The sequence below is a fragment of the Skermanella stibiiresistens SB22 genome (genome assembly GCF_000576635.1).
GTDB lineage: Bacteria > Pseudomonadota > Alphaproteobacteria > Azospirillales > Azospirillaceae > Skermanella > Skermanella stibiiresistens.
The window spans coordinates 198,323-211,998 of record NZ_AVFL01000008.1; the positions used below are offsets into that span (position 1 = coordinate 198,323).

At 65.4% G+C, this 13,676-nt stretch carries 12 protein-coding genes; 1 reads left to right on the forward strand and 11 read right to left on the reverse strand.

What is annotated here, in order from left to right:
- Window positions 1–35 precede the first annotated feature (35 nt).
- The 7 genes from N825_RS13275 to N825_RS13305 all read right to left on the reverse strand — a co-directional run bounded on the left by N825_RS13275 (window position 36) and on the right by N825_RS13305 (window position 9,694).
- Complete coding sequence (locus N825_RS13275; protein ID WP_037452238.1) at window positions 36–806, reverse strand: protein phosphatase CheZ; 771 nt, start codon at window positions 804–806, stop codon at window positions 36–38.
- Between the two features lie 157 nt (window positions 807–963).
- Window positions 964–2,079, reverse strand: coding sequence for a hypothetical protein (locus N825_RS13280; RefSeq protein WP_037452517.1), 1,116 nt, complete (start codon window positions 2,077–2,079; stop codon window positions 964–966).
- 36 nt (window positions 2,080–2,115) lie between these two features.
- Window positions 2,116–2,481: a chemotaxis response regulator CheY gene (locus N825_RS13285; RefSeq protein WP_037452520.1), complete on the reverse strand. Its 366-nt coding sequence runs from the start codon at window positions 2,479–2,481 to the stop codon at window positions 2,116–2,118.
- A 353-nt stretch (window positions 2,482–2,834) separates the two neighbouring features.
- Window positions 2,835–4,874, reverse strand: coding sequence for an aminopeptidase P family protein (locus tag N825_RS13290; RefSeq protein ID WP_037452240.1), 2,040 nt, complete (start codon window positions 4,872–4,874; stop codon window positions 2,835–2,837).
- Window positions 4,875–5,022: 148 nt separating this feature from the next.
- The gene (locus N825_RS13295; RefSeq protein ID WP_037452243.1) at window positions 5,023–5,898 is read right to left on the reverse strand and encodes a 50S ribosomal protein L11 methyltransferase; all 876 of its coding nucleotides are present in this window, start codon (window positions 5,896–5,898) and stop codon (window positions 5,023–5,025) included.
- 90 nt (window positions 5,899–5,988) lie between these two features.
- Window positions 5,989–7,197 carry a hypothetical protein gene (locus N825_RS13300; RefSeq protein WP_037452246.1) on the reverse strand — a complete coding sequence of 403 codons (1,209 nt, stop codon included), beginning with the start codon at window positions 7,195–7,197 and terminating at the stop codon, window positions 5,989–5,991.
- A 148-nt stretch (window positions 7,198–7,345) separates the two neighbouring features.
- Entirely contained in the window at window positions 7,346–9,694 is a 2,349-nt protein-coding gene (locus tag N825_RS13305; protein WP_037452248.1) for a UvrD-helicase domain-containing protein, read from the reverse strand.
- 175 nt (window positions 9,695–9,869) lie between these two features.
- Here N825_RS13305 and N825_RS13310 point away from each other — a divergent pair, with 175 nt between their 5' ends.
- Window positions 9,870–10,229 (forward strand): hypothetical protein, encoded by a 360-nt coding sequence (locus N825_RS13310; RefSeq protein WP_037452250.1) that lies wholly within the window; start codon window positions 9,870–9,872, stop codon window positions 10,227–10,229.
- A gap of 11 nt (window positions 10,230–10,240) precedes the next feature.
- Here the strand turns inward: N825_RS13310 and N825_RS13315 are convergent, their stop codons facing one another.
- From N825_RS13315 to N825_RS13330, 4 genes are all read right to left on the reverse strand, one after another.
- A complete protein-coding gene (locus N825_RS13315) occupies window positions 10,241–11,251 on the reverse strand; it encodes a GGDEF domain-containing protein (protein WP_037452252.1) in 1,011 nt (336 codons plus the stop codon).
- Between the two features lie 125 nt (window positions 11,252–11,376).
- Entirely contained in the window at window positions 11,377–11,877 is a 501-nt protein-coding gene (locus N825_RS13320; RefSeq protein ID WP_037452254.1) for a pentapeptide repeat-containing protein, read from the reverse strand.
- A gap of 73 nt (window positions 11,878–11,950) precedes the next feature.
- Window positions 11,951–12,439 carry a thioesterase family protein gene (locus tag N825_RS13325; protein ID WP_037452256.1) on the reverse strand — a complete coding sequence of 163 codons (489 nt, stop codon included), beginning with the start codon at window positions 12,437–12,439 and terminating at the stop codon, window positions 11,951–11,953.
- Window positions 12,440–12,511: 72 nt separating this feature from the next.
- Window positions 12,512–13,627 (reverse strand): sulfotransferase family protein, encoded by a 1,116-nt coding sequence (locus N825_RS13330; protein ID WP_037452258.1) that lies wholly within the window; start codon window positions 13,625–13,627, stop codon window positions 12,512–12,514.
- Window positions 13,628–13,676: the final 49 nt, after the last annotated feature.

Here is a 13,676-nt window from a genome sequence, read left to right on the forward strand (position 1 = left end):
GGACCGGGGCGGCGGTGAGCGCCGCTCCGGATCCATCACCCGAACATCGCGTCGATGTCGGACTGGCTGATCATGCCCTTCTTGGCGTCGACCTTGTTGGGGCCGTGAAGCTCCAAATCGCCATCCTTGGCGGCGATACCGGGGGGCAGCGGCATGGTTTCGAACTCGCGCTTGTTCCAAACGCCCATCATGGCGTCGACCCGCTCCTCGATGAAGGAGAGGGCGCGGACGACCTTGGTGATCCGCTGGCCGGTCAGATCCTGGAAATTACAGGCTTCGAAGATGCGGACGATCATCTCGTTCATGTCGTTGACGCGGCTGGACTGATAGCCCTCCGGCAACTGGGCCCGCAACTCCTGAACGATCTCCTCGATCTCCTCGGTGCAGGAGATGATCGTGTTGGTCGCGACCTCGGTGGCGCTGACGACGGCGCTCAACTCCTCCGACGCCTGCTGGAACTTGTCCTCGCTGGCCAAGGGGTGACGCAGCGCCGCCATTTCGGCCTTGGTCGCCTTGATCCGGCCGGAGATGTCGGCGATCTCGACTTGGATCTGGTCGATGTCCGTCCGGTCGTTGCTCATGAAACGGTCGAACTTGGCGTGCAACTCCGCGATCGAGCGCAAGACGGGAGTATGATCGACCTCCACCGAGATCGGACCGGATGCCGCCGCCGATTCCGACACCGCTGGCGCCAGCAGTCCGATCGGATCGAGCTGGTTCGAACCCGTTGGCGCCGCCCGCCGGGCATGCTGCAATTCCGCCATGAAAGGTTTGCGAGCACCGCGCCCCGAAGTATCGACCGTCATTCCCTGTCCCTCTCGCGCGTTTCGATGACACTGTTTTGGACTGGCCGGATCAGTGCTTCCCACCGGCCGATGGTTATCCCGCCGACACTCTAATGGTATTTCGTTAAAATGGTTTGAAACCGCATAAAATCGTATGTCGCCGACGTCCCGGACGGCGCTAGCCGAACAGCGCGTCGATGGCCGATTGATCGAGTGCCGCCTTGGGCGCTGGAGGCGGTGGAGGTGGTGGCGGTGGCGCGGGGGGTGGAGGTGGTGGCGGCGGCGCCGGTTTCGGCACCGGAGGAGGAGGCGCGGGTTTCGGAGCCGGCGGCGGTGCCGGTTTTGGCGATGGTGCCGGCGGTGCGGGGATGGGTTCCGGAGCCGGGGCCGCCGCCTTCGGCTTCGCGGCGGCCTTCTCCACTTTCCGAGCCGCCTTGGCCGGAGCGGGTGGCGGAGCGGCCACCACCGGAGGCGGGGGTGGAGGTGCGGGCGGTTCCACGTGCCGCTGAACCGGCGGCGGAGGTGGTGGTTCGGGTGGCGGTGGCGCGGCGCGTGCTGGAGTTGGCGCTTCCGGCGGATCGGCGAACAGGGCGTCGACGTCGAACTGGCTGACCCCCTGCCCTTCCCTCGCCGGACCATTCAACAGATGGGCATCAGGACGCTTGTCCTTGAAGGCGTCCGGGACCGGGTCATCGGCAGGCTTGACGCCGTCCACGCCCCAGATCGCGATCATCGCGTTGACGCGCTGCTCGATATAGCGCAACGCGTTGACGACCTTGCTCGTCCGCTGACCGGTCAGGTCTTGGAACGAGCAGGCGGTGAAGATATTGTTCACCTCCGATTCGATCTCGCCGCAGAGATCGGGATCGGCACCGTTCCGCCGCAGTTTCCCCCCCAGATCCATCAGCCTTTCGGCCGAATTCAGGATGTCGAACGAGGCGCGCTCCGTCGCGGAGACGATGGCGTCCAGCTCGCTCGTCGCCGTTATGATCTTGTTGTTGCCGTTGTCGGGCGGCTGGAGCGCCGCGACCTCGCGGCGGGCCTTTTCGATGGATCCCGCCATCTCCAGCAATTCACGCCGCAGCATGTCGACATGCGACGTGTTGCCGGAGATCGGCGTTCCCTGGTTGAGCAAGGACCGCATCTGGTCGAGCATGATGCGGACATCATCCGCGGCACCGCCCTGGGCCCGTTGCGCATAGCGCCGCAGGAAAGCTCGCCCCTTCGCGGTGCGCGCGACGGTATCCTCGATATGCTCGAACTCTTCCTCGGTGAGCTGTTCCAGCTTGTCCACCACCGCCCCCCGCGAGACCGTCGTCCGACGCCGCCATCAGCCGCCGATGACGGACTGGATCTTCTGCTTCAAGGTATCGGCGTTGAACGGCTTGACGATGTAGTTGTTAACGCCGGCTTCCTTGGCGGCGACGACGTTCTCGGTCTTGCTCTCGGCCGTGACCATGATGAAGGGCGTGCCATTCAACTTGTTGTCGGCGCGGATCTCCTTGAGAAGCTGAAGACCCGTCATCGGCTCCATGTTCCAGTCGGAGATCACCAGGCCGAACTTGCTCTCGCGCAGCTTCGCGAGCGCGGTGACGCCGTCACCAGCTTCCTCGATATCGGAATAACCGATCTGGGTCAGCAGGTTACGAACGATACGCCGCATGGTTGCATAATCATCGACCACAAGGATCTTCATGGTGTGCTCCAAAATACATCCGTTGACGAGGGCCGTGCCGACGCGATCCATCCGGTCGCCGCAACCCAGCCATTTCACTCACGACGCCCGGACTCCGCCGATCCGCACGTCGTCATTCGAGAATTCCACGCCAGCTTTCGACCAGACGGCCGTGGTCGCCCGCCGTTGGATCCACCATGCTGTGGGAGCGTAAATAATGCGTTTAAACCGACGAGGTTATGCCCATTCGCCTAATGATGCGCGGTGTCAACGCGCCACAACGCGTGATCGGCATGGCGAAGCCCCTCGGACAGCCATGACAGGCTGTCCGGTTGGCGTTCTCGCGCCAGACGTTCGCGAAAGCGGGTTTGTGCCTACGGGACTATGGGATCGGTCGCCCGGATCAGCCAAGCGGCGGTGTCGCCGTCGAGACGGTCGGCCAAGCTGTCACGGACCCAGGCGTGGTAGGTGTTGAGCCACGCGATCTCCGTCGACGACATCAGCGTCGGCTCCACCAAGGCCAAGTCGATCGGCGCCAGGGTCAGCGTCTCGAACGATAGCATCGGCCGCTCCGCCGTCTCCAGCTCCGGACAGGGCCGTACCGCGACGAGGTTCTCGATCCGGATGCCATATGCGCCGGTCCGGTAGTATCCCGGTTCGTTGGACACGATCATGCCGGGCTCCAGCGCCACAGTGTTTCCGACCTTGGAGATCCGCTGCGGCCCCTCGTGAACGCTGAGATAGCTTCCGACTCCGTGGCCAGTGCCATGGTCGAAGTCCAGCCCCTTCTGCCACAGCGCGTGGCGGGCCAGGCAATCGAGTTGCGACCCCGTCGTGCCTTTGGGAAAGCGGGCGGTGGCGATGGCGATGTGCCCCTTCAGCACCAGGGTGAAACGCTCGCGCATCTCGTCGGTTGGCTGGCCGATCGCGATTGTCCGCGTGATATCGGTCGTGCCGTCGAGATACTGCGCGCCGCTGTCGACAAGATACAGATTGCCAGGCGCCAAACGCCGCTCGGTCTTGGGCGACACCCGGTAGTGGACGATCGCGCCGTTCGGGCCGGCGCCCGAGATCGTATCGAAACTCTGGTCGCGGAACAGGTCGCCCTCGCGCCGAAACGCCAGCAGCTTCTCCGCCGCCTCGATCTCGCCGACCTCGCCGCTGGGGCCCACCTCGGAGATCCAAGCCAGGAACCGGGCGACCGCCACCGCGTCGCGCGCGTGGGCGGTGCGGGTACCGGCGAGCTCGACCTCGTTCTTGCGGGCCTTCGGCAGGGCGACGGGATCGCCGTCACGCTCCACCTTGGCGTTCGCCAACAACAGCCGATCGAAGATCCACGCGGCCGACGAGGCGGGGTCGACGCGAACCTTGGCGCCGCGACCGCCCAGCCCATCCAGTGCCGGTCCGAACTCGTCCGGTGCCCGAATCGAAACGCGGTTGCCCAAATGCTCGATCACGGCCGGCACCAGCTTGCGACGGTCGATGAAGAGATCGACATCCCCGCCATCGTCGACGATCGCGAAGGACAGCGGCAGCGGTGTGCGCGGGACGTCGCCCCCCCGAATGTTGAGCAGCCAAGCGATCGAGTCGGGCTGGGTCAAGACCGCGGCGTTCTGACCGGCGTTCCTCAAGGTACAAGCGACGTCGTCCCGCTTTTCGGCCGCGCTCTTGCCGGCGAACCTCAGGTCATGCGGCACCACCGGAGCCAGCGGCGCCGGAGGCTGGTCGCGCCAGATCGCGTCGATCGGATTATCGGGACAGGCCAGCAATTCGCCACCAGCCCGTCCGACCGCGGAGCGCAGCCGCTCGACCCAACCGACGGTGTGGAGCCAAGGATCGTAGCCAAGGCGGCCTCCTTTCGGCAGGGCGGCGGTGATCCAGTCGGCGTGCGGATCATCGGTCAGGTGCTTGTACTGGAACAGCGCCGGCGAAACCTCCCCTTGGACCTGCAGGGTGTAACGCCCATCCACGAAGACGGCGGCTTGGTCGAGCATGACCACCGCCAATCCCGCCGAGCCGGTGAATCCCGTGATCCACGCCAGCCGTTCGGCCCGGGCGGGAACGTACTCGCCCTGGTGCTCGTCCGATCGCGGCACCACGAACCCGGCGAGACCCCGCCGCGCCAACTCCGCGCGCAGGGCCGCCACACGGGCGGGATGATCGTGATCGGTTGGCATTCCGCCGCTCCGCTCCGCCATCAGGGCGCGCAGGGATTTGAGTTGTCCGCGCAGGGGTTCCGGCAGACTGGCGCCCCCCAGCAGATCCAGCCACGCATCCGGATCCATCGCCACCGGGGCCGCGTTGACGCCGTCGATCAGCTTCCGGATGTCCTCCACCGAACGATCCGAACCCGCCTGCCACAGCAGCGATCCGAGGTCATCGTCACCGAGGTATCCACTGGAATCCACCGCCATGCCCGTCACGGAATGAACCTTCCCTATGCTTGCCAAATGGACTTGCCGAATCGTCGCCTTCGCTTGTGGCAAGGCTAGATCCCACCCCCGGTCCAGGCAAGGGGGCAAAGCTGGTATCGGAGATACGGATCCCCGCCATCGCGCGGCGTCAGCCGCGCAGGATCAGCGTGCGCCACTCGCCGACTGGAACCCGTCCGACCAGACGCAAACCTTGCGCGCGGTGCGCGGCCAGGACCCAGTTCTCGTGCCGGTCCAGCAGCCCCGACAGCACGACATGCCCGCCCGGCCGCAAGGCGCGGCGGAGATCCGGCGCCATCCGCGCCAGGGGTCGCGCGAGGATGTTGCTGGCGATCAGGTCATAGGGGCGCCCGCGCCTGACCGCCTCCACCGCGTAGCCCTTGCCACCGACCGCGCGCACCAGGGCCGAAACCCGGTTGCGCCGCGCGTTGAGACGGGTCACCCGGACCGATTCGGCGTCGATGTCCGAGGCCACGACCGGAACATGCCAGAGCTTGGCGATGGCGAGCGCCAGGATGCCCGAGCCGCAGCCCATGTCGAGCGCACGCCTGACCGGGACGCGGCGCGCGAGTTGGTCGAGCGCCACGAGGCAGCCATAGGTCGTCGCGTGCTCGCCCGAGCCGAACGCCGTCGCGGCGTCGACCAGCAGACCGATCGACGATGGCGGCACGCCACCCTCGTGGTGCGAGCCATGGACGAAGAAACGCCCGGCCCGGATCGGCGGGAAGCTCTTGTAGGAGCGGGTGAGCCAATCCAGCTGCGGCACCGGCTCGATCGTCATCTCGGGCGCCGGGATATTCATCGCCTCCGCCAGCACGGCGATCCGCGCCGTCAGCCAGCTCCGATCCGGCTCGCCATGGGAGATCGCCTCGACCAGCCAGGTGACCCCCTCCTCGATCTCGAAGGTCGAGACGGAGACCGCGTGGTCGCCAACGGCGTCCGCGAAGAACGCCACCAAGTTTTCGGGCACGGTCAGCGCGATGCGCCAGAGTTCGGGAATGGTCATGACACGGAGGGCCCGGCGGTGGCGGAAACCGCGTTTATGGTCGATGCGGCAGCGCTATGCAAGGCGGCGGCCCGGCCTGTCCCGCGTCCCTCAGTTGACGTTGGGCTTCCACTTGCCGGGCAGCTGGTCCGCGACCTCGACCATGCCGAGATCGCGGAGGAACGCTTGACGCTGACGGACCAGCCGGTCGGCGATCGCGGCCTCGGCCGCTTCGCCACCCAGCAGTTCGTCGCTCGGGCCGCGCAGATGCTCGATCACGCTGTCCAGCAAGGCGCCGTCGGCTTCGGGACATTTGCGGTCGAGCGGATGGTCGCGCTTCAATTCGGCCAGCAATCTCTCCACCAGGATCAGGCGGCAGCTCTCGCCGGCGCCGCGCTCGATCAGGGCGCCGATCCTCGCGAGGTTGGGCGTCATCCGCTTCACGTCACCGCGGCCGTGCAGGAAATCGGCGAGCGAGCAGAGGGACTGCGCCAGATTGGCTTGGGGGCCGATCAGGTCCTTGATCATGTCGGTCGTGACCAGCGCGTCGGCCACGACGCCCTCGAACAGCGCGCCCAGGACGGGGTCCAGGTCCTCGGTCATCAAGGTCAGCAGCATCTCCATCTTGCCGCCGACCGAGCCATACCCCATCAGGTGCTGCCCCAGCAGGCACCGCATGGTGAAGACGTGATTCTCCGGGCCGCACCGGGCGTGGACGCGTCGGCTGACATGATCGAGGTTGGCCGTGTCGAACCGCGGTAGATGCCGCCGCTCGGCGTAGAAGTCCCGGGCTCGGGCCATGGCCTGATGGACCAAGCCCTCGATGTGGTGGATGCGCTCCTTGGCGGGGATGTTCAGTTCCGCCGCCTGTGCCAATGCTACCTGATGGACCGCCGCGTGGAGCATGTTGCCGGCGTCGGACAGCTTCCGCAGATAGGTCCAGTTGTGCAGGAGTTCGGTCGCCGTGATCTGGTATTTTTCCAGGAACAGCCGGAACAGCCTGCCCATGATCAGGCGGCTCTGCAGCGCGTAGATGTCGTCCACCTCCTCGCAGACGACACTGCGATCGACCCGGCCTTTGATGACCATGGCCTTTTCCTTGATCGCCGGCCGGACCTCGTGGAGGATTTCCCGCTTGGTCGTGAACCCGGTCAGCATGGTGCGGTTGCGCACCACCTTGATCTCCTCGTTGCCCGGCTCGGTCAGCAGCCTGCGGCCGATCGCGACCGCGTCCTCCTCCTCCGGCACGATGCAATGGATCAGCCAGCGGCCTTCATGACAGACGAGCGTCTCATAGCTGAACTGGCGATTCTTGACCATGCACCCTGCCCGCGAAACCTGACCAAGCCGGAGCTCCACCAACACTTCACATCAGGTATTGGAACGCGGGTATGTTTTCGAAAACGTTAATGGGCGTCCACACCCCGGATTGAACCGCCGTTTCACGATCAACCCGAAGAAGAACAAGTCATCCCGCCTTCTCGGCTGGAACGACGAAGCTGTCGAGCACCTTCTTGACGCCGGCCTGTTCGAACTCGATCTCCAGCTTGTCGCCGTCGACCGCCCGCACCGTTCCATATCCAAACTTCTGGTGGAACACTCGCATGCCCCGCCTCAACGGCTGGTCCGGCCGCTTGCGCGGCGCCACTTCGAAGGCGCTGCCCTCGATCACCGGTCCAGGGGCTTGGCGCTGGGGTCGGGAGGCGAAGCCGCCGCCCTTGAAGTCCCGGAAACCACCCCCACCAAAGCCGCCGCCGCCGAAGCCACCCCCAAATCCACCACCGCCGAAGGATGGCGCGGGCGCCGACGACAGTCCGGGAGCGGCGTCGGTCTCGATGTCGGTCTCCGGCAATTCGCCGACGAAGCGTGACGGGATGGCGGTGACCCAGGAACCATGCATCCGACGGTTGGCGGCATGGCTGACATGGGCGCGGCGGCGCGCCCGGGTCAGGCCGACATAGGCCAGCCTGCGCTCCTCCTCCAGACCCGCGATGCCGGTGTCGTCCATCGACCGCTGGCTGGGAAACAGGCCGTCCTCCCAGCCGGGCAGGAAGACATAGTCGAACTCCAGCCCCTTGGCGCCATGCAGGGTCATGACGCTGACCATCTCTGTGCCGCTGGACTCGGCATTGTCCATGACGAGGCTGACATGCTCCATGAAACCGGCGAGGTTCTCGAACTCGCCCATGGCGGCGACCAGCTCCTTCAAATTCTCCAGCCGGCCCGGCGCCTCCGGGGTCTTGTCCACCTTCCACATGTCGGTGTAACCCGATTCGTCCAGCACCATCTGGGCCAAATCGGTGTGGTGGGTGGTGGCTCCCAGGGTCCGCCAGCGGTCGAAGTCGGTCATCAGGTTGCGGAGCGTCACCCGCATCTTGGGCTTCAACTCATCGGTTTCCAGCAGCTGCCACGTCGCCTCGGTCAGGGGGATCGAGCGGGCGCGGGCGAGCTGGTAGAGTTGCTGGATCGTGGCTGGCCCGACACCGCGCTTCGGCACGTTGATGATCCGTTCGAACGCCAGATCGTCGTCCGGCTGGACGATGATCCGGAGATAGGCCATGGCGTCGCGGATCTCCTGCCGCTCGTAGAAGCGCGGACCGCCGACCACCCGGTAGGGCAAGCCCAGGGTGATGAAGCGCTCCTCGAACTCGCGGGTCTGGAAACCGGCGCGGACCAGCACGGCGATCTGGCTCAGGGGGACCTTGGCGCGCTGCAGCGCCTCGATCTCCTCGCCGATCCAGCGCGCCTCCTCCTCGCCATCCCACAGCGCCCGCACCTTGACCGGGTCGCCCTGATCCGACTTGGTCCAAAGCGTCTTGCCCAACCGCCCCTGGTTGTTCGAGATCACCCCGGCCGCCGCCGCCAGGATATGCCCGGTCGACCGGTAGTTCTGCTCCAGCCGAACGATTTTGGCGCCGGGGAAGTCGTTTTCGAAACGTAAGATGTTCCCAACCTCCGCCCCGCGCCAACCATAGATTGATTGATCATCGTCGCCGACACAGCAGATGTTCTTGTGCTTCTGGGCGAGCAGGCGCAGCCAGAGGTACTGGGCGACATTGGTGTCCTGGTATTCGTCGACCAGCAGGTAGCGGAAACGCGTCTGATAATCGGACAGAACCTCCGCGTTTTGCTGGAACAGCGTGATGTTGTGCAGCAGCAGGTCGCCGAAATCGCAGGCGTTGAGGCTGCGGAGGCGCTCCTGGTAGTTGCGGTAGAGCTGGACGACCTTGCCGCCCGCCGTGTCGCCGCCGTCCTCGGGCTTCAGCTTGTCCGGCGTCAGCGCCCTGTCCTTCCACCGCTCGATGACGCTGAGCACGGCGCGGGCGGGCCACTTCTTGTCGTCGATGTTCTCGGCCTTGAGGAGCTGCTTGATCAGCCTGATCTGGTCGTCGCTGTCGAGGATGGTGAAATTGCCCTTCAACCCGACAAGCTCGGCGTGGCGGCGCAGGATGCGGGCGGCCAGGGCGTGGAACGTGCCCATCCACCAGCCCTCGGTCGGAGCGCCCACGAGGGCGCCGACGCGCTCCCGCATCTCGCGCGCCGCCTTGTTGGTGAAGGTCACCGCCAGCACCTGGAACGGCGAGGCGCGCCGCGTCATCAGCAGGTGGGCCAGCCGCGTCGTCAGCACGCGGGTCTTGCCGGTGCCGGCGCCCGCCAGCACCAGCACGGGACCATCGAGCGTCTCCACCGCCTCGCGCTGAACCTCGTTGAGGCCGGCGAAATAGGGATAGTCGCGCGCGGCCGGGGCCGCCCCTTGGGGCACGATCGCCGGAACTGCGTCGTTCAGCGGATCGTCATATTGGAATGGATCGGACATGCCGAGGACTATACTCCGCAGAGGGGGGCGAGTTTAAGGACTTGTTGAAGGTTTTGGCCGTGAAGATGGCAACCGCGATGACAATCGTGCGCCGAGCGATCAAAAGGGGTGGGATGCCCTCGACCGCACCACGCGGGCCATGTTAGACTAGTGCGATTGTTGACCGGAGCCACCCATGCCGTCCTTGCGCCTCGATGACGACCAAACGATCCAAGCCATCGGGATCCTCGCCGACGTTCTGGATCGTTTCAGCGGGATGACATCCCTGGAGTGTACCCTGGTCTCCAAAGCGCTGCGCCAGGTTCAGCAAACCAGGTCCCAGATCGGCATGGATTTCGCGGCGCGCGCCTTCGCGACGCTCGAACCCGATATCCGGCGCAGGATCGCGGACGACGCGACCGACGCCGCGCACGAGGTTTCGACCACCTTGAAGCTGCCAAAGCTGCGGGCGCCCCGTCCCAGCAATCCCCAAGCCGCCACCGGCCTGCTGGGCGCCATCAACAACCGCGGTTCCCGCCCTCGAAAGCCGGTCTAGGCCAGCTTTCCTCAGCCGGAATCCTTGGCGACGACCCGGTTGCGGCCAGTCTGCTTGGCCTCATAGAGGGCGGTGTCGGCACGCTTGATCAATTCGGCCAACGGCTCACCCCGCGTGAACTGCGATACGCCTATCGACAAGGTTATGGTGCCCAACGTCACGTTCTTGGATCGGTTGACCAGCTTTTTGGACGCGACGGATTTCCGGATCTGCTCCGCGACCTTGACCGCGTCGGCCATCCTGACATCCGGCAGGATCACCGCGAACTCCTCGCCACCATAGCGGACGGCCGTGTCCGTGGCGCGGGTGCACTCCTTGACCGTGCGGGCGACCAGGGCCAGGACGTGGTCCCCGATGGTATGGCCATGGGCGTCGTTGAATTTCTTGAAGTGATCTATGTCGGTCATCAGCAGGCAGAACGGCCGGCCAATCTGTGTCGCGCGCGCCGCCGCCTCGTCCAGCGAGACGTCGAACCGGCGCCGGTTGTACAGCCCGGTGAGGCTGTCGGTCACCGACTCCCGCCTGACGATGTCGAGGTTCCGACGCAATTCCTCCATCTGGGTGCTGGATGAGACCAATTGGTTCTGGAGCTTGCGGTTACGCTCGGCCATGACGGCGGTTTCGGCGGCGATGGCGTCGACCAGCGCCCTGAGCTGTTCCAATCCATGCGTCTCCAAGCCGGCGCCGAACTGATGGAGGGCGTTGCCGTACCTGTCGGTATCGGCCCCACAGGATTTCAGCAGGTCGAGCAGCTGGAGCAGCGCCGATTGGATCTGGACACCGGCGTCGAGGACGACCTTCTGCTCATGATCTAGGCTGAAGAACTTGCCGTGCAGTTCCTCCATGACCTCCGCCGTCAGAGGCCGGCCGATCTCGATCATCCTATCCAGCGCGCGGTTCAGGTCTGGCGCGTCGCCGCTGAAGTAGCTGTACCAGATATTGAAATTGCGCGGCGTTGGCGGCAGCGACTCCGCGAGCATTCGCGACGTCGCCTGCGAGGCCCAGTTGGTTGCTTGCTCCATGGTGTCGCGCTCTCCGCCGGATACCCATACTTCTGGCGTAGGCTATGACCTAGCGGTTAGGAACTTGCAAGATGGATGAGGCTTGGACGGTGAAAAGCGCCGGCGCGTGAGATGAAAGACACGCCTCAGTTGCACTGGCCGATCGATGGATCGGCGCAGACGCGGCTGCCGTCAACCCAGGTCGCGCCCGTGAGATCGGCGTTTCGGAATTCCGTTCCGTGGAGTCTGGCTCCCGTGAGATTGACGTCACGCAGATTGGCGTCGATGAACCGGGCGTTGCGCAAATCGGCTTCGACCAGCGAGGCTCCGGTCAGGATCGCACGGGTCAAATCGGCCTCGATCAGGCGGGCGCTATCCAGCCGCGTGCCGATCATGGTGGCGCTGAAGAACTTGGCCCGATAGGCGTCGACGTTCGATAGGTTCGCGCCGTCGAGTTTGGCTCGGGTGAATGCCGCGTCCCGTAGCATCGCCCCTCCCAGATCGACTTTCCGGAGGTCGCGGCCATCCAGATAGCACCGCCGCCAATTGACGTCGGGGCCAGCCGGATCGGTGCAATCGGCAAGTGCGCTAAGGGGGAGGAGGACAAGGAGAATTGCCGCTAACGCGGCGGGTTTGGCGAGCTTCATGATGTCCTAGATAGGTCACACTGGTGCCGATACCAAAAACAAAACCGATGCGTCGACCGGCGAACCGGAATATTCATGGTTTTGACCTCGGGCGTAGCCCGATCACGCGGCCGACTTGGGATGGCACGGGAGAGCCCGCCTGGGCTTGGTGGACGCCGCGCAGACAGGCGCCCGCCGCCGCCGGCAGTGGACAGGAGCGTCGCTCCGCCAAGTCGACATGCATCAACACCAATTCGTTGGTGGCGGCGAGCCAGCCCTCGCCGGCGTGCCGCATCTCGTGGACGAGGTGGACCCGCTTGTCATCGACGCCGAGGACACGGGTCGCGATCGAGAGCGGATCGCCCGCCTTGACCTCCCGTTCATACGTCACGTGCATCTCCAGGACGAAGACGGACCGGTTCTCCGCCCGGACATAGGCCGCACCCAGGCCGACATGGTCCAGCAGGGCGTCGGTCGCGTGGTCGAAGGCCAGGACGTAGTAAGCGACGTTCATGTGCCCGTTGTAGTCGATCCACTCGGGGCGGACGGCTTCGGTGTGGGGTCGAAGCGGGTGGTCGGTCATGGAAGCATCCAGTGGCGGAGATGGTCTAGCGAGCATAACCCACCGCCGCCGCGGGCGCGCCGATCGATCGACCTACACGGACGGCCGCGCGTAGCCCCAGCGCTCGATCAGGCCGCCCCAATGGCGCTCGACTTGGGCCACTTCATCGGGCGGGTACCGGTGGTGGTTCTTGGCGTAGCCGCTGATGCCATCCAGATAAGCCTTGAAGCGGGTCTCGGACTCCGTCCAGCCGGGCAGCCCCAGGACGCGATAGACCCTCTCCAACTCCTCGATCGGCCGCCGTTCGAAATCCTCGAACCGGATCTCCGCGTAGTGGGATGGCGGCAACGTCGCGGAGTCGGCGAGCAGGCGACCCATCAGCCGAGGATACAGATCCAGCACGAAACCATCGAGATCGACATGGGAGTGATCCTGGAGAGCGAAGCTGTCGAGCAGGGTGGCGAAGGTCCGCCGGGTCGATGGGTAGACCACGAACGGATTGCGGTGGATGTGGATGAACTTGGCGTCCGGCCACATCGAGCGCAGCAACGGTATCCGGGCGGAGTGGACGGGATTCTTCAGCAGGAGCGGATGTCCGGGCCGCGCCAACGTCACCTTCCGCAGGAAATAGTCGAAGGCGTCGCGCCAGCGCGCGATCTCCCCCTCGCCGCACCCATCGAAGAAGATGCCCCGGTTGAAGTGCTCCTCGAAGCGGCTTGGGAAGAACAGGCCGTGATAATAGGAGATGTCGGTCATCAGGGCGAGCGGCAGCTCGTCCTCCTGCGGCGAGTCGGGCGTGACCGGGACATTGTCGATCAGGCGGTCGCTCGGCAGGTGTTCCTCCAGGATCGTCTTGATCGGACCGGTGATCCCCAGGAAATCCCACGGCAGCGCGGCGGCGAAGGGCGGCACCCAGCCGAACCGGGGTGAGCGGCTGAGGACGTTGTAGAGATGGGTCGTGCCGCTTCGCCAATGTCCCACGATGAAGACCGGCGCCGGCATCGGCGGAGCGTCGGCCAGACGGCGGCGGACGCGGGCCCTTTCCAGCGCCATGAAGGGCCTGCGATATGTGGCGGCGAGCCGCGTCGCCCAAACGGCGGCGCGCCGCTGGCGGGATGTCGGGCCGTTGGACGACAGGGCCCAACGCAACGTGTCACGGTCGGCACCGACCAAGGGGTGAAACCAGGAGGGGGGAGCGGTTCCGGCCATCGCGATCCTTGAGTTGATCCAGGAGCCGATCCAGGCGCTTTGTGTCCTG